General features: G+C 47.5%; 17 protein-coding genes and 1 other RNA gene. 1 reads left to right on the top strand and 17 read right to left on the bottom strand.

Going from position 1 to position 18420, the window contains the following annotated elements:
- Positions 1 to 395: 395 nt before the first annotated feature.
- The 14 genes from BMW94_RS28775 to rpoE all read right to left on the bottom strand — a co-directional run bounded on the left by BMW94_RS28775 (position 396) and on the right by rpoE (position 13893).
- Positions 396 to 665, bottom strand: a complete 270-nt coding sequence (locus BMW94_RS28775; RefSeq protein WP_063567659.1) for a pro-sigmaK processing inhibitor BofA family protein — start codon at positions 663 to 665, stop codon at positions 396 to 398.
- 36 nt (positions 666 to 701) lie between these two features.
- A complete protein-coding gene (locus BMW94_RS28770) occupies positions 702 to 977 on the bottom strand; it encodes a DUF2508 family protein (protein ID WP_091002044.1) in 276 nt (91 codons plus the stop codon).
- A gap of 307 nt (positions 978 to 1284) precedes the next feature.
- Positions 1285 to 1884 (bottom strand): recombination mediator RecR, encoded by a 600-nt coding sequence (gene recR / locus BMW94_RS28765; RefSeq protein WP_053779059.1) that lies wholly within the window; start codon positions 1882 to 1884, stop codon positions 1285 to 1287.
- Between the two features lie 34 nt (positions 1885 to 1918).
- Entirely contained in the window at positions 1919 to 2230 is a 312-nt protein-coding gene (locus BMW94_RS28760) for a YbaB/EbfC family nucleoid-associated protein (protein WP_024628773.1), read from the bottom strand.
- Between the two features lie 48 nt (positions 2231 to 2278).
- Complete coding sequence (gene dnaX, locus BMW94_RS28755) at positions 2279 to 4039, bottom strand: DNA polymerase III subunit gamma/tau (protein WP_091002043.1); 1761 nt, start codon at positions 4037 to 4039, stop codon at positions 2279 to 2281.
- 173 nt (positions 4040 to 4212) lie between these two features.
- Positions 4213 to 4480: signal recognition particle sRNA large type (ffs, locus tag BMW94_RS28750), an RNA gene on the bottom strand.
- A gap of 149 nt (positions 4481 to 4629) precedes the next feature.
- Positions 4630 to 4827, bottom strand: coding sequence for a 50S ribosomal protein L31 (gene rpmE, locus BMW94_RS28745; protein WP_024628775.1), 198 nt, complete (start codon positions 4825 to 4827; stop codon positions 4630 to 4632).
- Between the two features lie 103 nt (positions 4828 to 4930).
- Complete coding sequence (locus BMW94_RS28740) at positions 4931 to 6205, bottom strand: radical SAM family protein (protein ID WP_063567655.1); 1275 nt, start codon at positions 6203 to 6205, stop codon at positions 4931 to 4933.
- 98 nt (positions 6206 to 6303) lie between these two features.
- The gene (gene rho / locus BMW94_RS28735) at positions 6304 to 7629 is read right to left on the bottom strand and encodes a transcription termination factor Rho (RefSeq protein WP_063567654.1); all 1326 of its coding nucleotides are present in this window, start codon (positions 7627 to 7629) and stop codon (positions 6304 to 6306) included.
- Between the two features lie 469 nt (positions 7630 to 8098).
- Positions 8099 to 9352, bottom strand: coding sequence for a UDP-N-acetylglucosamine 1-carboxyvinyltransferase (locus tag BMW94_RS28730; RefSeq protein ID WP_063567653.1), 1254 nt, complete (start codon positions 9350 to 9352; stop codon positions 8099 to 8101).
- A 149-nt stretch (positions 9353 to 9501) separates the two neighbouring features.
- The gene (fba, locus tag BMW94_RS28725) at positions 9502 to 10356 is read right to left on the bottom strand and encodes a class II fructose-1,6-bisphosphate aldolase (RefSeq protein ID WP_024628780.1); all 855 of its coding nucleotides are present in this window, start codon (positions 10354 to 10356) and stop codon (positions 9502 to 9504) included.
- Between the two features lie 259 nt (positions 10357 to 10615).
- Positions 10616 to 11002 (bottom strand): response regulator, encoded by a 387-nt coding sequence (locus BMW94_RS28720; RefSeq protein WP_091002042.1) that lies wholly within the window; start codon positions 11000 to 11002, stop codon positions 10616 to 10618.
- 221 nt (positions 11003 to 11223) lie between these two features.
- Positions 11224 to 12828: a CTP synthase gene (locus tag BMW94_RS28715; RefSeq protein WP_091002040.1), complete on the bottom strand. Its 1605-nt coding sequence runs from the start codon at positions 12826 to 12828 to the stop codon at positions 11224 to 11226.
- 492 nt (positions 12829 to 13320) lie between these two features.
- The gene (rpoE, locus tag BMW94_RS28710; RefSeq protein ID WP_091002038.1) at positions 13321 to 13893 is read right to left on the bottom strand and encodes a DNA-directed RNA polymerase subunit delta; all 573 of its coding nucleotides are present in this window, start codon (positions 13891 to 13893) and stop codon (positions 13321 to 13323) included.
- A 463-nt stretch (positions 13894 to 14356) separates the two neighbouring features.
- On the opposite strand from rpoE, the gene BMW94_RS28700 reads away from it, so the two are divergent.
- Complete coding sequence (locus BMW94_RS28700; protein WP_091002037.1) at positions 14357 to 15511, top strand: S8 family peptidase; 1155 nt, start codon at positions 14357 to 14359, stop codon at positions 15509 to 15511.
- A gap of 244 nt (positions 15512 to 15755) precedes the next feature.
- Here BMW94_RS28700 and argS read toward each other — a convergent pair whose 3' ends face one another.
- From argS to BMW94_RS28685, 3 genes are all read right to left on the bottom strand, one after another.
- Positions 15756 to 17435 carry an arginine--tRNA ligase gene (gene argS, locus BMW94_RS28695; protein ID WP_091002036.1) on the bottom strand — a complete coding sequence of 560 codons (1680 nt, stop codon included), beginning with the start codon at positions 17433 to 17435 and terminating at the stop codon, positions 15756 to 15758.
- The gene (locus BMW94_RS28690) at positions 17432 to 17857 is read right to left on the bottom strand and encodes a YwiB family protein (RefSeq protein ID WP_091002035.1); all 426 of its coding nucleotides are present in this window, start codon (positions 17855 to 17857) and stop codon (positions 17432 to 17434) included. Before BMW94_RS28690 ends, argS begins: the two co-directional genes overlap by 4 nt.
- Positions 17858 to 18122: 265 nt before the next feature.
- A complete protein-coding gene (locus tag BMW94_RS28685) occupies positions 18123 to 18416 on the bottom strand; it encodes a DUF6171 family protein (protein WP_091002034.1) in 294 nt (97 codons plus the stop codon).
- Positions 18417 to 18420 lie beyond the last annotated feature (4 nt).

Genomic DNA, 18420 nt, shown 5'->3' with positions numbered 1-18420 from the left:
GCGTTCGTCCTGAGCCAGGATCAAACTCTCCAATAAAGTATTGAAAAGAGCGATAAGCTCATTTTGAAACTGACGAGATTAAAAATCTCATTTATGCTCCAGTCGATTCAAGCCTAGGCTTGTTTCAAACTTTCGCGTTCATTCTGCAAGCAGAATGTTTACTCACTCGTTGTTCAGTTTTCAAAGATCAAACTTGATAATTTCCTTGCTTTTTCGTCACCATTTTCTCTCAGCGGCGACTTTTATAATATACCATACTTCGTTTGTTTCAGTCAAGCTTTTTTTGAAATTCTTTTTCCAAGTTCTTATCGAACTCGATCATTTCGTCAAAAGCATTTAACCAAGCAAGCAAAGCAACGAGATATAATGTACCATATAAACATTGAAGGAGTCAACTACCCAAACAAAGAAATTTTTAAACCCAACAATAGACCAACACCCGGTAGTCCTAGAATGCTTACAGTTCCTATTGTAGCAGGGTTCAGTGGAATGTAGGTTCCGGTAATCCACCCTGAATAATTAACTACATATATCCCTACCGCAGCCAGTACCAGATGAATCCCGAATGATGTAAAAAAGGATAGCCCAATCCGTTTTCTAAATAGGATGATTATCAACCCTAGTAACGATACAACAAGCACACTGCCTAATATAAGACTCTTCATACTCAGCACCCCCGTAATTGATTCTCACACCTCCACCTACATGCCCATTTCCCGATTACCTATAACCGCCTTATTAATCCCTACACGTTTAGCGCGCTTCAAATGAATCTGATATTTACGCTCCGCGGCCTCCAGCACATAGATCGCATAATCAATCTCATCCTGCCCCTGCGCCTCTTCAAACTGTCTGACAGCCCGTTCCCACTCTGCCTTGGCTTTCTGTATATCAGAATAAATCTGGTCCTCTTCCATCTCCTTTAGCAATCTTTCACGCTTCTCCACCGATCTTCCTACATTTCGCCATGTAAACATAAGCCCTCCCCTTCCTGATCAGCACAGTATATTCTCATACATATCAGGGAAAGGACAAACTTAGAACCGAGCTACATAATTTAATGATTCGTTATTTTAATCTCAACGAAATTCTATGGATTAATAATCATACTTCAGTAGAAATGAGAGACTTCACATCTTAGCGACGATAGAAAGAAATTAAAACAAAAAAGAGAGCCTAAAGGGCTCTCTAAAGTAATCTAAAGTAATCCAAACTCATCTATTCTTCTCTTTTAGGAAATCAATCATTATAGGCGCATGCTCTCATTAAAGAAAACACGCACAGCTATCTCATTTCCCTGCGCCCTTCCAGCGCCTTGGAAAGAGTCACTTCATCCGCATACTCCAGGTCGCCCCCAACAGGTAATCCATGGGCAATCCGAGTCACCGAGATCTCAAACGGACGGACCAGACGGGAAATATACATCGCCGTGGCCTCACCTTCGATATTCGGATTTGTAGCCAGAATCAGTTCTTTAACTCGCTCATCGCTTAAACGGGTCAAAAGTTCCTTCAGACGGATATCATCCGGACCTATTCCCTCCATAGGAGAGATTGCGCCTTGCAGCACATGATAGTATCCGTCAAATTCCTTGGTACGCTCCATAGCCACCAAATCCTTGGAATCCTGAACTACACAGATTACCGAGACATCCCTGGATTTGTCCTGACAGATCCGACACGGGTCAGTATCCGTAATATTACAACACACCGAACAGTAATGAAGATTCCGCTTCACACTGACGAGCGCTTTGGCAAAGTCAATAACGTCATCTTCCTTCATTTTAAGCACATGAAAAGCTAGTCGCGCCGCAGTCTTGGGGCCAACACCCGGCAAACGGGTGAAGGCGTCAATCAGCTTCGCTATCGGTTCGGGATAATACAATCGATTGCGTCTCCTTTGATAGGTTCAATTTAAATTAAAATAATCCCGGAATTTTCATACCGCCTGTGAATTTACCCATATCCTGGTTCGCAATTTCATCCGCTTTGGTCATTGCGTCATTGACTGCTGTCATAACCAGATCCTGCAGCATTTCTACATCTTCTGGATCAACCGCTTCTGGCTTGATAGTGATAGCCAGCAATTTCTTATGTCCGTTAACTTCAGCAGTTACAACACCGCCACCAGAAGTACCTTGGACTGTTTTGTCCGCCAGTTCCTCCTGTGCCTTCAGCATTTGCTCCTGCATTTTCTTCACTTGTTTCATCATTTGGTTCATGTTGTTCATGATTATTCATCTCCTTTGGTATAGTTATCGCGCCAGGCGCATGTATATCTATTCTTTGATCACTACAAGGTCCTCACCAAAGAGCTGGATGGCTTCATCAATCCAAGGCTGCTTGTTGCCTGAACCGCCGTCTTCATGCTCAGGTTCAAGCTTAAAGTCCTCCTTTGGCGTTTCAGTAGCTCCTTCCATCGCTCCGGTCCAATCTTTGAGCATCATCGTCACAAGACGCGCTGAATGTCCAAGCTGTTCAGACAGCACCCGTTCAATCACTTCACGATTAGCCTGCTTCTCCGTAGTTTCACGGTGGATGTTGTTCTTAAACGCCACCAGAACATTGTCTTCCAGCACCGATACCGGTTCACCATCCATAAACCAGGCGTGAACGGTTACTTTCTCTTCTTTGACGCGCTGCAGGATCTGCCCCCACTTCTTGCTAACCTCCGCAAACTCAGGAGATCCCTTACGTGCAACGTACTGATCAAGCTGTGCAGGCAGCTTCGCTGGCGAATTGCCTCTCGACAATGGAGCTCGTGTTGCCGGGCGTGAAGGAGCACTTGATGTAGCCTCCCCACCAGACAAACCGCCCTTAAGCGCGCGATCCAGCTTTTTCTCCAGTTCAGCAAGCTGTTGCTTCAGTCGGTTGATCTCCCCGCCATCCGCTGGCGCGGATGCAGCAGGAGCAGCGCCGGCCGAACCCTCCATCTGACCCGATGATGCCCCTTGAGCAGGAATACTGCACAGTTTAAGGAGAGCTACTTCAAACAACGTCTGCGGCTGTACTGCATATTTCATCTCACTCTGGTACCGGTTAAGAGTATCAATCATCTGGAACAGCTGTTCCTTGGTGAATGATTCCGCCATATCACGGAACGACTCGGGATTAAGCACCCGATCCGTCAGTTTATCTGCATCCGGCACCATCTTAATCATAAGCAAATCACGGAAATAATAAAGCAAATTTTCCATGCACTTGTCCGCACTCTTACCTTCATGCATGAACCCTTCGATCATTTGCAAAATATGACCTACATCGCCTTTGAGCAGAGAAGCAGCCAACTTTGCAAACTGTTCGGAAGGAATGCCTCCGGTCATATCCATAACTTGCTGATAGGTTACCCTTCCATCTGTATAGGAGGAGATCTGATCCAGGACACTGAGTGCGTCCCTCATCCCTCCGTCAGACAGACGAGCAATATACTGGAGTGCGTCCTGATCAGCTTCCATGCCTTCCTGTTCACAGATCAGCGTAAGTCGTGCTGTCTGTTCTTCCAGGGACACCCGGCGAAAATCAAATCGCTGACAGCGAGAAATAATCGTTGCCGGAAGACGATGGGGTTCTGTTGTTGCCAAAATAAACATCACATGTGGCGGAGGCTCTTCCAATGTTTTGAGTAGCGCATTGAATGCCTCTGTCGTCAGCATGTGCACTTCGTCAATAATATACACTTTCTGCCGGACTTCAGTCGGGGCGTATTTCACCTTTTCCCGAAGATCGCGGATTTCTTCAACGCCACGGTTGGATGCGGCATCAATTTCCTGCACATCCATCACAGCGCCAGTCGTAATCCTGCGGCAAGCTTCACATTCGTTACAAGGCTCAGGCGCAGGCCCGCGCTCGCAGTTTACAGCTTTGGCCAAAATCTTGGCGGCACTCGTCTTCCCTGTTCCTCTGGGCCCGCTAAACAAGTAGGCATGGGAAGTCCGCTGTTCACGAATCGCGTTCTGCAAGGTCTGAATAATATGCTGTTGTCCCACCATATCTTGAAACGACTGGGGACGCCAAGCCCGGTATAACGCGATATGCTCCATGATGCGTTACCTTCCTTCCACTTCGCATTCGAGTCCTTTGTCGTTCCCCCATTATACTATATTCCGGGGTGAATCCAAACTTTATCTGACTCATCATGCATGGTTTTTTTAGACATATCAAAAAGACCTCTGCATACATACAACTGCAAAGGTCTCTACATTTAAATGGTAAGCCGTGCACCTGCTATCGATATTTGCGATCCAAGCGGCACCCCTTAACAACAGCTCGGGCTAGGCGACCCTCCGGCACAAGAGTGATCTCACTTATGGCTGCTTCCTTCCGGACCTGACCAGGTTCATGAGTACTCATTGCGGAGGACCCAACCGTCAACACCACGTTAAGGGACCAAACCTCACATCGACAAAACCTCTAGCAGGAATTCAACCTCGCTGTAGCGGATTGCGAGTTACAGGGCACCGCTACCTCCCCATCTAGCACGGTAAGAAATAGTATAACTTAAGGTTGTCTAAATTGCAACCAGAGCGAAAAGAGCAGCAATACAATCACATAAAAACATATAAAAACCCCTGCCGGAACGGCAGAGGTGATTTGGATGTAATAGTCAGACAATTCCCAGGGAATTGCTGAATTAGATTCCGTATTTTTTCTTGAAACGATCAACACGGCCGCCAGCATCGATAAACTTCTGTTTACCTGTGAAGAACGGGTGGCACGCGGAGCAAATCTCTACACGAAGTCCGTCTTTAACCGAACCAGTCTCAAAAGTATTCCCGCAAGCGCAAGATACTTGACCAATCGTGTATTTAGGATGAATTGCTGCTTTCATTACCTTTCACCTCTTTCCGCCCTGAGCCTCAAGCGGACCCAGAGTAAATGGCACAACATCGAAGATTATAACACGGCCTAATGCCGGTTGCAATCCATTATTGTCATGAGGTGATCAGACGTTTCGGACGCGCCATTCCAGCTGGGGGAACGTGCGTGTATGAGCCGATAACGACATCAGGCAGCTCTTCCTCAAAGATCTCCATCATTTGCTTCATGCCCAAAATATCACCTTGAGCCGGAGGAATCAATTCCAGATAGCTCTCAGGGTCTATATTAAGATTACGCATTTGAATAAGACGCAAATCGGTTCTGCGAGCAAACTCAATCATCGCTTCAATCTCTTCCTCACGATCCGTTACTCCCGGGAAGATCAAATAGTTGATCGACGTATATACACCCTGGGAAGCAGCGTATTTCATCGATTTTTCTACATTGGCCAGTGTATATCCGCGAGGTTTGTAGTATGCATTATAGTGGTCATCCAGTGCACTAATTGTACTTACACGCATTAGATCAAGCCCAGCATCAACAATACCTCTCATGTGATCATTCAAACCGGCATTGGTGTTAATGTTAATATATCCCATGTCAGTAATGGAACGCACTTCGCGGATGGCTTCAATAATCAATTTAGCCTGTGTGGAAGGCTCCCCTTCACAACCTTGACCAAAGCTGATAATCGATTCCGGCGTTTTCAAGTGCTCCAGCATTACTTCAACGATTTCGTCTACACGCGGACGGAAATTCATCCGGGTCTGCGGGGAAACGAAGCCACTGTCATCCGGTTGCTCGGAAATACATCCGAAACAGCCTGCGTTGCAGGAATAGGATACTGGAACTCCGCCTTCCCAACGATTCAGGAAGGTATTGGAAGAAGTCAGACATTCATACCCGAGCGCACAATTGGACAAATGGGTATAGAGACGATTTTCGGGATATTGCTTCGTTAAACGTTTAACACCCGCACGTACGTCATCCCGATCACAGTTCAGTGGGTTCCATTTATCCGGATGATCTGACATCCGGGCAGTGACGTAAAACTGACCATCTTTCCAAACAACAGCCGAGTAACCGAACAAAGGCAGTTTGTACTCCTTATCCGTTTTTACATACCCCGGCAGACACAACCGAGTGAATCCTTGCGGAAGCAAAGCTCCAACCGCCTGTGTATCACTAGGCATTGGCAGCATTTCGCCAGTATCCGGGTCCATACCAATCGGACGTGTACTCGGCAGTCCAACCAGCGTTGCACCTTCCGGCAAAGGAATCAGCTCATCCTCCATAATTTCGACGATCATATCTCCGCTGCGGGCCAGCCCGTACAGGGAAGGGTGATCAAATACATTACCTTTTTCATCTGCGTATACTAAATACATGATGTTCTCCTCACATCTAATGGGTTAAAGCCAAACGACGAGTATATTGTTAATCAACAGCAGCGCTGCAAAAATTGAGTTAAATCAACGACGTAATGCTAGGTAGTTGTACCGGACGCCGCAGTCTGTCTTGGCGAACGTCGAGTCGTAGTCGTTCCGGAGTTGCTGGTCTGACTGCTGCCAGCTGTATCAAATGCCGCTAGGAACTCAGCATTCGTTTTGCTATTACGCAGTTTCTTCAAGAAACCTTCGACAAAGTCGTGGGAATCGTTCATGTTTTTACGAATCGCCCAGATTGTATCAAGTTCTTCCTTACTCAGCAACACTTCTTCGCGACGTGTACCGGAACGACGAATGTCGATAGCCGGGAAGATACGACGCTCTGCCAGCTTGCGATCCAGATGAAGCTCCATATTGCCCGTACCTTTAAATTCTTCATAAATGATATCATCCATACGTGAGCCCGTATCAATCAAAGCAGTAGCCAGGATCGTCAGACTTCCACCCTCTTCTACATTCCGAGCAGAACCGAAGAAACGTTTCGGACGATGGAATGCTGCCGGGTCAATACCGCCACTAAGTGTCCGTCCGGACGGTGGGATGACCAGGTTGTATGCACGAGCAAGACGCGTAATGCTATCTAGCAAAATAACGACATCTTTTTTTGCTTCAACCAGACGGAGCGCACGTTCCAGCACCAATTCCGCAACTTTGATATGGTTTTCTGGCAGCTCATCGAACGTAGAAGCTACAACTTCCCCTTTAACCGAACGCGACATATCCGTAACTTCTTCCGGACGTTCATCAATCAACAGGACAAATAGTTCAATTTCTGGGTTGTTGGTTGAGATGCTGTTGGCGATTTCTTTGAGGAGAAGTGTTTTACCCGCTTTGGGAGGTGCTACGATCAATCCGCGCTGTCCCAGTCCTACCGGGGCGAGTACATCCATAATGCGTGTGGACAAATGGCTGGGGGATGTTTCGAGAACCAGTTTCTTCTGCGGGTACAATGGGGTTAATGCCGGGAAGTGAAGTCTTTCCGCAGCCGCTGATGGATTCTCACCATTTACAGCGTTGACTTGCAGCAAACCGAAGTATCGCTCGTTTTCTTTAGGTGTTCTACACTTACCTGATACGAGGTCACCTGTTCTTAGGTCAAACTTGCGAATCTGTGAGGCTGAGATGTAGATGTCTTCCGTACTTGGCAGGTAATTGATCGGACGAAGGAATCCGTAGCCTTCAGGTAGAATTTCGAGCACACCCTGCATGAACATCAATCCACTCTGTTCAGCTTGTGCACGTAATATAGCGAAGATCAATTCTTTCTTTTTTAAAGTGCCGTAGTAGGGAATTTGATATTTTTTGGCCAGTTTGTAGAGGTCCGTTAGTTTCATTTCTTCCAAATCGGAAATTTGTAGATCCATATAATAACCACCTATTCAATTAATAAGTCCGTGAAATGGATAGTTTCGCTTGATGTTCCGGCTATAAGAGCAGCAACGTTCTGCATTTCTCTTCTGTCCATTGTACGGAATGTCACCGTTATAATGCAAATACTTGTCTTTGAGTGTAAGTTTCCGGGCGGGATAGCCATCTTTCGGCAAGATCCGCTAGTGAGTGAACACGAATACATGAGGCGTTCGATCCGGGCAGACCGGCTATGAAGCGCAGTTCAAACAAAACCGGGGTTTGGGGAAAAGGAAATGATGTTCTTAAAGCCATATGAAGTCTGACTCAAAAAAAGACCCTCCGGTAAAGGAAACAGGAACATTTCGTCTTATCCCGGAGAGACTGAGAACTCTATTAAAACAGGTTTGCCCAATTACTGAAAGGATATGCAGTTCTGTCAAAATAATCACTTTAATGCCGTAAAACTCGTCATACAATACAGAATTAATCGGTTTCTCGCCACACATCTGCACCTAGCAGACGCAGATTGGTTACTAGATGATCGTACCCACGATCAATAAATTCCACGCCTGTCACTTCGGTCACACCTTCACTGACGGTGAGACCCGCGATCACCAGCGCGGCACCGGCGCGAAGATCGGATGCTTTTACCTTGGCCGCATTCAATGCACTGCCTTCAATAATAGCCGAGCGCCCTTCCACACGGATTTTGGCGCCCATGCGTACCAACTCAGGAACGTGCTTGAACCGGTTGCTATATACAAAGTCGCTCAGGACACTCACACCCGTTGCCTGTGTCAACACACTGGTCATCGGGGACTGCAAATCCGTCGGAAAACCGGGATATACGAGCGCCTTAACGTCTACATGATTGTAGCTCGGTTTGCCAATGACACGAATACTTTCGTCGAGCTCTTCAATGCCAACGCCCATTTCCAGCAACTTTGCCGTCAAAGCCTCCAGATGTTTGGGAATAACATTATCAATCAGGACGTCACCACGCGTTGCAGCCGCAGCGATCATATACGTGCCTGCTTGTATACGGTCCGGAATGATGGAATGACGGCAACCCTTAAGCTCCGACACACCTTCAATACGGATCGTTTCGGTACCAGCACCCTTGATGCTGGCACCCATTGAATTCAAAAGTGTTGCTACATCTATAATCTCAGGCTCTTTAGCCGCGTTTTCGATAATTGTAGAGCCTTTGGCACGAGTAGCCGCCAGCATGATGTTAATGGTTGCACCTACACTGCTCACATCAAGATAAATCTTTGCTCCGCGCAGCTCTTTGGCATGCAAATGAATGGAGCCGTGTTCGTTTGTTACCGTTGCGCCAAGCGCTTCAAACCCTTTGATATGTTGATCAATCGGACGAGGCTCAAAGTTACAGCCCCCGGGTAAACCAATGGTTGCTTCTTTAAAACGCCCAAGCAGTGCTCCCATCATATAATACGAAGCACGAAGCTTCTTCACGGGACCATTCGGCATGGGAATGGATTTAATGTCGGAAGGATCGATCTTCATCTGACTGCCTTCCCAGTGTACACGAGCTCCGAGTTCCTCCAAAATTTCTGCATAAACCGCCACGTCACTCAAAAGCGGCAGGTTGTCCAGCACGACTTCTGACTCGGCAAGCAATGCTGCAGGAATAAGCGCGATGGCGCTGTTCTTGGCGCCGCTTATAGTTACAGTTCCCTGTAACGGACGTCCGCCACTAATCATCAATTTTTCCATAAAGCTTAATGTCCCCCTACGTGTTTTGCAGCCGGTTAACGGCAATACGTGCTGTTGGCTTTCGATGTAGAAATAAGGCGTGAAAATGGAAAGACACCGGCTAGGCGGTGTTCTTTCCACTTTCACAGTATGGAACTGGTAAAGACAAATTACGCTTTGTTGTTGGAACCAAACTCGCGAATTTTACCTTTAACGGTTTCTTTGATTGCATCACGGCCTGGTACGATGAATGTACGTGGATCGTAAGCATCTGGTTTAGCTGCAAGCACTTCGCGAACCACTTTGGAGAACGAAATTTGGTTCTCGGTGTTCACGTTGATTTTGGAAGTTCCCAGGGAAATGGCTTTGTCGATATCATGTTTAGGGATACCTGTACCACCATGCAGAACCAGTGGAACGTTAACTGCATCGCGAACTTCTTCCATTTCTTTGAAGCCCAAGTTAGGCTCGCCATGGTAAGGACCGTGTACGGAACCAAGAGCTGGAGCCAATGTGTCGATACCTGTTTCTTTAACGATACGTACACACTCGTTCAGGTCAGCGTACATGATACCACCGATAACGTCGTCTTCTTGTCCACCAACAGTACCTACTTCGGCTTCTACAGAAACGCCTTTAGCGTGTGCATATTCAACAACTTTTTTAGTCATTTCGATGTTTTCATCGATGGAGTGGTGGGAACCGTCGATCATTACGGATGTGAATCCAGCATCGATCGCTTCTTTACACTTATCAAAGCTGGAACCGTGGTCCAGGTGAATTGCAACTGGAACGGTGATTTTCATGTCGTGAATGAGTCCTTCTACCATTTTAACTACTGTGTAGAAACCGCTCATGTGACGCGCTGCGCCTTCGGATACGCCCAAGATTACTGGGGATTTCTCTTCTTCAGCAGCAGCAAGAATCGCTTGAGTCCACTCAAGGTTATTGATGTTGTATTGACCAACTGCATATTTACCTTCAAGTGCTTTGTTCAACATGTCTGTCATAGATACTAATGGCATGGTTTCAATCCTCCTAGGGTGTTGGGTTGTGTCTATGGTTTTTAGCCGAAATCACATACGGGCTTATTATACCACATCCCATGTCAAATACTAAACAAGCATTTGCAAAAATGCTGTGCTTTGCAGCACAGTTTTCATAGACATAGCATGATGACGTCCCCATTTCCAATATTCCCCGGATGCCTGACTGAAATACCCTGTATGCCTACCCGTAAACACTTACAGCTTCACACGCAAAAAAATCCTGTATCCACAGGATTCAGCTGCACTTATTTGCAGCACCATTTCGAAGCTGCATATTGACTGCCACTCGCATTTCATCGATATCAAACGGTTTCGTAAAATGCATTAGCGCTCCAAGATCTGTAGCTTCCTTGATCATGTCCAGCTCACCATAAGCCGTCATCATGATGACTTTAATATCCGGATCAATTTCCTTAATATGTTTCAGAATTTCCAGGCCATCCATGCCAGGAATCTTCATATCAAGCAGCACAAGATCAGGTTTGTCATTATTTACTATCTCCAGGGCAATCTTCCCATTAGGCGCTTGGAACGTATGATATCCTTCGCTGCTGAACACTTCCATTAACAGGATTCGAATACCGTTTTGGTCATCGACAATCAACACTTTTTTATTTTCCACTGATTAACCTCCTAGAATTAGGAAAGCATGTACGTCTGAATCTGGATAACAATCCCATAGTCGTCATGATAAGTATTCTACCTCCCCCATTGAAATCCTGCTTACATCCCAAAATGCCAAAAACCATTTTCGCTTAACTCGACGCACTAAAAAAAGGATGCCCTCGGCATCCTTATCGGTTGCCAAGAACATCCTAATATTTATAACTTAATAATCATTACTTATTTTCCAGCGCTCTCCAGAGATGCTTTTACAAACTCACGGAACAACGGTTGTGGACGGTTCGGACGGGATGTGAATTCCGGATGGAATTGTACTGCCAGGAACCATGGGTGACCCGGAAGCTCCACGATCTCAACGAGACGTCCATCCGGGGATGTACCCGAGATAACCAGACCGGCTTTTTCAATCGCTTCACGGTATTCATTGTTGAACTCGTACCGGTGACGGTGTCTCTCATAGACCAGTTCATCATCATAGCAAGACATTGCCAGGGAACCTTCCTGAAGCTTACAAGGATACAGACCCAGACGCATTGTACCACCCAGGTTTTCGATATCTTTTTGTTCAGGCAACAGGTCGATTACCGGGAACTCGGTAGCCGGATTGATCTCGGAGCTGTTCGCTCCAGACAAACCAACGATGGAACGTGCATATTCAATAACGGAAACCTGCATACCCAGGCAAATACCGAAGAACGGAATTTGTTTCTCACGGGCATACCGAATCGCAGATACTTTACCTTCAATACCCCGATCTCCGAAACCACCAGGAACAAGGATGCCGCCAATGCCATGTAACAGTTCGCCTACATTCTCATCCGTAATATCTTCAGAGGGAACCCAGCGAATTTTCACATCGGCATTGGATGCAAATCCTGCATGAGACAAGGATTCAACAACACTCAAATAAGCATCATGCAAAGCTACATATTTACCTACAATGGCAATCTCCACGGTATGCTGCAGCTTGTTGATACGGTCAACCAGCCCTTCCCACTCGCTCATATCCGGTGCAGGAGTAGTCAGCTTCAGGTGGTTTACCACGATCTCGTCCAAACCTTCTTCACGCAGGTTCAACGGCACTTGGTACAATGTGTCTGCATCACGGCATTCCACCACGGCATTTTCATCAATGTCACAGAAGAGAGCGATTTTGGCTTTCATGTCTTTGGACAGCTCATACTCTGTACGGCATACAATGACATTCGGCTGAATTCCGATGCTGCGCAATTCCTTCACGCTGTGCTGCGTTGGTTTGGTTTTCACTTCGCCGGCAGCCTTGATGTAAGGAATAAGTGTTACATGGATGTACATGACGTTGTCACGGCCTACATCACTCTTGATCTGACGAATAGCTTCCAGGAACGGCAAGCTCTCGATGTCACCTACCGTACCACCGATCTCCGTAATAACGACATCCGAACCCGCTTCACGTCCTGCGCGGAATACGCGCTCTTTGATCTCGTTCGTAATGTGTGGAATGACTTGTACCGTTCCGCCCAGATATTCCCCGCGCCGCTCTTTGCTGATGACGGAGGAGTATACTTTACCAGTCGTGACGTTGCTGTTTTTGGAAAGGTTGATGTCAATAAAACGTTCGTAGTGGCCAAGGTCAAGATCCGTTTCCGCGCCATCATCCGTTACAAAAACCTCACCATGCTGATAAGGACTCATTGTTCCCGGGTCGATATTGATGTATGGATCAAATTTTTGAATAGTTACCTTCAACCCTCTGTTTTTCAGCAATCTGCCCAGCGAGGCAGCCGTTATCCCTTTGCCCAGGGAGGACACAACTCCGCCCGTCACGAAAATATACTTTGTCACTATTATTACCCTCCTAATATAAGTACAGAAATTCAGGCGATATATGGTATTATCGTAACCCGTTTCCCAGGTAATCATCGTTAAAAAGAGCAATGGCAGAAATTCCCTGCATCTGCGAACTGCTCTTTCATGCGAAGACCGTGTGTAAACAACGTTGTTCTACAGCGTAGAATGGTGCAAACCTTCCGGAAGCCAACGACCGTGCCTGTCCCTAAATAGATATCATGGCATCGATCCATTTGGTGTTTTGGATATACAAAAATAGACCACGGATTGTTGGCCGGGAGCATGCGGAATTCAAATCATTTTGCAAAATTCTGCCTCTAAAAATACAAAAAAAGTACTCCCGCAGGACGGGGCACTTTTTATAAAAAACATAAATATTTTGTCGCTCATTCATAAGCCCATGCAATAGTTTACCCGTTACCCCGTCTGCTGTCAAGGCTGACTATAGGGGGAAAACGGGTAAACTATCGACGTCAAAAATGACTGCTACTTATCGGAATCGTCGTCAAATTCACCCTCGTCTTCGGACTCTTCTTCATCGTCTTCTTCGAGGTCTTCCTCTTCCAAATCGTCATCTTCAACTAGAACTTCTTCTTCGCCATCTTCTTCGTCAAAGATGTCTTCATCATCATCATCATCGTCATCATCTTCGTCCTGATCATCATCAGAATTATCGAAGTCTTCGTCGCTGTTGTAGCTGTCTTCCTCTTCCCCGAAGTCCTCATCTTCCAGATCATCGTCTTCATCGTTGATGATGCGCGGACGCTTCGCACCCGTCATGGTATCTTCCGATCCAGCTACCGGATACCAGCGCTTCAAGCCCCACAGACTTGTACCGACGCAAGCAAACCGGCCATCGATATTAATCTCGGTATATAGCTGGGCAATAAACTCGTTGATTTCTTCATCAGTCATTCCGCGCTGTTTAGCTACCTCATTCATCAAATCACGGTAGTAATACGGCGTATTGGCCGCTTTCAGCACCATAAAGGCGAGGTCCACCAAAGGAATCTCTCTGACCTTTTCTTTATCAATTTTCAAATTGAGCGAGGTACTCACTGACAGACACTTCCTCTCACACAAAATTCACTTTATATCCCTACGAACTGGAACGTTACGTATAACATATCCATTAACAAACCTAAGTAAAACCTATTTAGCTTCAAAAAGCAAGTTTTTATGTATGGATGTCTCATAATTCCAAGAAGCGACTTCAAACGAGCCATGTACAGACCCGTAAGAGACATCTAACTCGCGGGCATATCGGCCTTTGGGCAAAAAAAGCATCATCATATAAAAAAGACGGAGTCCCCTCCGCCTTCTGACTGTATACCCTTGAAGGATCGCTCCTCACCAGGGTCCCCGCAAGAGCCCTCTAGCCCTCCATCCATCATATGTCCCTGCGCCCGTTTTGACACGAAGAGAATGTGTTTTTGTAAAAAAAGGGCAGGTTCCCCATGCGGCGGGATCAACGCATTCATAGAATACCTCAGCATGTTCATCCCGAAGGGGGCTGCCCATTATGGACTATACTGGTTTTCTACATCAATTGGTTGAAGGAATGCAACGTCCCGAACCAGAACAGGGGCGGCGGTACCTGATCCGGTTCGCCAAGCCGAAGCAATATGAAGCCTGCCTCGTGGAACTGTCGCGGATGAGGAATGAATTTACGGATCTTGGTATGGTACGCTCTTCCCGGCTGGCCCGCTCCATTATCGCCCCGGTGCATGACCCAGAAGAATTATCTCGCTACAGCGATGAGATTACGGTAGAAGAAGATGTATCCATCTCCCTTCATGCCACCGCGCTTCACAGTAAACCGAGCAGTGCACAGGGCATACCTTGGGGTGTCAAACAGATTCATGCTCCCAAAGTATGGTCGGTATCCACAGGACATCGGATCAAAATCGGCGTAATTGACACAGGTGCCGATTATCAACACCCGGATCTTCGCTATTCGCTGGCACGCGGAATCAATCTGTTAAACCGCAGTCTGCTTCCTCATGATGATAACGGTCATGGCACCCATATTGCCGGAACCATTGCCGCAGCCAACAGTACGGCAGGTATGATTGGCGTAGCTCCTCGCTCCCTGATCTATCCGGTGAAGGCATTCGACCATAATGGTTCGGCCTTCGTGTCAGACATTGTGCTTGGCATTGACTGGTGTGTACGCAATCGGGTCGATATTATCAATATGAGCTTTGGCATGAAAACGCGTAGCAAAGCATTGCTTGATGTCGTGAACCGCGCCCATCAGGCCGGGATTGTCATTGTTGCTTCGTCAGGAAATGACGGCAAACGCCGCAGCATTGATTATCCGGCACGTTATCCGCAAACGATATCCGTTGGGGCAACCGACAAAAACCGGCGGATTGCCTCGTTCAGTAACCGAGGTGCATACGTTGATGTATATGCGCCAGGGGACAAAATTGTTTCCTCCTGGGTGCACGGCAAGCACCATGAGATGAGCGGAACCTCCATGGCGACATCGCACGTCAGTGGCGCCATAGCGCTCTTGCTTGCGAAGCATCCCGGCCTGTCGCCAGCCGAGATCAAAACGCTCGTGAAGCGCGCGACCGTTCCGCTGCGCGCACGCAAGACCACCACCGCGAAGAGCAAAATACGCGGTGGCGAGATTGACGCCCTCAAGCTGATGCAGGAGGGCGGAGGGTAAACAGCGCTGCCTGCCGCAGGGAGCCGTTCCGTGAAGCATTCGCTAAGCGCAGCACTGCTGCGCGGTGTGATGCTTCACGGTGGTTGCCCACGGCGGCAGGCAGCGCTGGCTTTGGGTGCCTCGGGGCCGTATGATCGGCCGCGGGCACAGCAAAAAGTCTCCATGTCCACGCTGCATTGCAGGCGTGGTGCATGGAGACTTTTTGTCAAAGCCACAGGGCGGTTGTGCACCGCCAGGGCTTGAATTACATTTTGTCCGGTGCGGATACGCCCACCAGACGAAGCGCTGTTGCGATGACGGTGCGTACAGCACCGATCAGCGCCAGACGCGCCTGGGTTTGTCCCGCGTCTTCAGTAATGACGCGCTCTGCACGATAGTAACTGTGGAACAGGGATGCCAGTTCATATACATAACGAACAATACGATGCGGCGCATATCCTGTAGCAGCAGTTGCGATTTCTTCAGGCAGTTCACCCATTTTGCGAAGAAGGTCATATTCATGTTCCGTGGTCAGCTTCGAAAGGTCGATCTGTGCCAATGGCAACAGCTCAATGCCTTGTTCTTCTGCCTGACGGTATACGCTGCATACCCGAGCGTGAGCGTATTGAACATAGAATACAGGGTTTTCATTGGACGTCGAAATCGCAAGGTCCATGTCGAAGTCCAGATGAGAGTCCATGCTGCGCATAGTAAAGAAGTAACGAATGGCATCAATGCCTACTTCGTCCATCAGATCTTCCATCGTTACGGCCTTGCCTGTACGCTTGGACATCTTCACTTTCTCGCCGTTTTGGAACAAGCTCACCATCTGTGCAATCAGCACGACCAATTTCTCAGGATCGTTGCCCAGTGCTTGCATGGCCGCTTTCATCCGTGGAATATAACCATGGTGGTCCGCTCCCCAGATGTTAATCATTGTGTCATATCCACGCGCATATTTATCACGGTGATAAGCAATGTCCGGTGTAAGGTACGTGTACGTACCGTCATTTTTGATCAAAACACGCTCTTTATCGTCACCATACTGCATCGTTTTCAACCAAGTTGCCCCGTCTTGCTCATAGATTTCATTACGATCACGCAATTCGTCAAGTACACGCAACACTTCTCCGTTATCATACAGCGAAGTTTCGCTGAACCAGATGTCGAAATTGACACGGAAGCGATTCAAGTCACGTTTGATCTTGTCCAATTCTTTTTCCAAACCGAAGTCGCGGAAATAAGCTGCACGGTCACCTGGATGCATGGACAGCAAAGAATCGCCTTTCTCGGCCACTAGCCCCTTGGCAAATCCTTTGATATCCTCACCATGATAACCATCTTCCGGCATCTCTGCGTCTTGGCCCAGTTCCTGCAAATAGCGAGCTTCAATGGAACGAGACAGATTAAATACCTGATTACCCGCGTCATTAATGTAGTATTCACGTGTTACATCATATCCGGCATAGTCGAGGATGTTGCAAAGCGCATCACCCACAGCCGCTCCACGCGCATGGCCCAGATGCAGACTGCCTGTCGGGTTGGCACTGACAAACTCCATCTCGACCTTGCGCCCTTCACCAACATTGATTCTTCCATAATTCTCACCCTGCTCATGTACAAGCCCCAGCACAGGGTAGAGATAACTCTTGTCCAACTTAAAGTTAATGAATCCCGGTCCGGCAATCTCTGCCTTCTCAATTCCAGCTTCAGCCAGGTTGAGATTGGCAATAATCTCTTCTGCGATCTGGCGTGGATTACGCTTGGCAATCTTGGTCAGTTGCATAGCGGCATTGGTTGCCAAATCGCCGTGTGTTTTCTCGCGTGGTACTTCAAGGGTGATGGTCGGCAGATCCTCCTGCGTAACAATGCCAGCAGCAACAATGGCATTGCCGATGGCTGTACTTACCCGTTCGTTAATCGTATCTAATGGATTACGTGTCATGAAATTGGTTCCTCCTGTATATGCAAACTAATCGCGAAATGTCCGGATTCTTCGTCAAAGCGGTAAAAGTCGTAGCTCCACGCTGCGCGTGCGCTCAATCCCTGAATGGAAAGTTCCAGCTCCTGTGTATGCGTGGACAAGGCAAACGACATATACGGCGAACGGTAAAAACCAGGAAGCTTGCGGTTTAACTCAAATGTTTGCTCCGATTCCACCTCGCCGTGACGTATAATCTTGATGGATTGTCCGCCCAGCTTCAATGTTGTTCGGGTAACACCGCCCTCGGGTCCAGCCTGTGGCTCTTCATAACGAACATAGAGCACAGATCCCTTCAACACGGCTTCACCCTGCATTTCCTGCAGTACATCTTCACCTTCATAACGGCTGTGCAGCCGGATCTGAACCGGTCGCATGTTCGACATGAATGTTAACCTCCATTATATTCGAGGCGACGCAAAATCAGGCACGGCCGGTGAGAACAGCCCTTCCTGTATTGTTGTGCCGCTATACGCGCTCATATTCCCGGATAGCTCGCTATCCTACACTCTACTGTATAACTATATCCAGTTCACCCGCTCAATTCAAATCCAAATTCAGAGTTCTTGCCCATCAACGCCAAAAAAAGCAGAGCCACACCTGTAAAGTGCAGCTCTGCCTTGCTTCATTAATAAAGAAATATATTCTGGATCAGGTCCATCGCGGCTCATATGGAAACGGACAGGTCGACTCTACCAGCTTGGCGCGAACCTGTACGAGACACCCACAGTAACGGCAGGTTGTACCGTATTGTAACCCTGGACAGTTATAGCAGGTAGATAAACGCCGCTCATATTCAGCATCATCGACGACCGGACGTGAGCGTGAGGCCAGCTCCACGAGCCGGGCCATCTTGGCTTCACTAATCTTCACATCATACTGATCATTACAACCCTTGCATGGTTCCCGTTTCCCAGCACTTCTACTCTGCACGGATGAATCCATCTGA

The sequence above is a fragment of the Paenibacillus sp. OK003 genome (assembly GCF_900109515.1).
Classification (GTDB): domain Bacteria; phylum Bacillota; class Bacilli; order Paenibacillales; family Paenibacillaceae; genus Paenibacillus; species Paenibacillus marchantiae.
This window is presented reverse-complemented; position numbering and strand designations above follow the sequence as displayed.

Coding starts and splice junctions, on each gene's coding strand:
- BMW94_RS28730 (WP_063567653.1), bottom strand. CDS start 9,352: ATGGAAAAATTGATGATTAGTGGCGGACGTCCGTTACAGGGAACTGTA.
- rho (WP_063567654.1), bottom strand. CDS start 7,629: ATGGATCTACAAATTTCCGATTTGGAAGAAATGAAACTAACGGACCTC.
- BMW94_RS28740 (WP_063567655.1), bottom strand. CDS start 6,205: ATGTATTTAGTATACGCAGATGAAAAAGGTAATGTATTTGATCACCCT.
- BMW94_RS28760 (WP_024628773.1), bottom strand. CDS start 2,230: ATGAACAACATGAACCAAATGATGAAACAAGTGAAGAAAATGCAGGAG.
- dnaX (WP_091002043.1), bottom strand. CDS start 4,039: ATGGAGCATATCGCGTTATACCGGGCTTGGCGTCCCCAGTCGTTTCAA.
- rpmE (WP_024628775.1), bottom strand. CDS start 4,827: ATGAAAGCAGCAATTCATCCTAAATACACGATTGGTCAAGTATCTTGC.
- BMW94_RS28690 (WP_091002035.1), bottom strand. CDS start 17,857: ATGTCGAACATGCGACCGGTTCAGATCCGGCTGCACAGCCGTTATGAA.
- BMW94_RS28700 (WP_091002037.1), top strand. CDS start 14,357: ATGGACTATACTGGTTTTCTACATCAATTGGTTGAAGGAATGCAACGT.
- BMW94_RS28775 (WP_063567659.1), bottom strand. CDS start 665: ATGAAGAGTCTTATATTAGGCAGTGTGCTTGTTGTATCGTTACTAGGG.
- BMW94_RS28770 (WP_091002044.1), bottom strand. CDS start 977: ATGTTTACATGGCGAAATGTAGGAAGATCGGTGGAGAAGCGTGAAAGA.
- argS (WP_091002036.1), bottom strand. CDS start 17,435: ATGACACGTAATCCATTAGATACGATTAACGAACGGGTAAGTACAGCC.
- fba (WP_024628780.1), bottom strand. CDS start 10,356: ATGCCATTAGTATCTATGACAGACATGTTGAACAAAGCACTTGAAGGT.
- BMW94_RS28685 (WP_091002034.1), bottom strand. CDS start 18,416: ATGGATTCATCCGTGCAGAGTAGAAGTGCTGGGAAACGGGAACCATGC.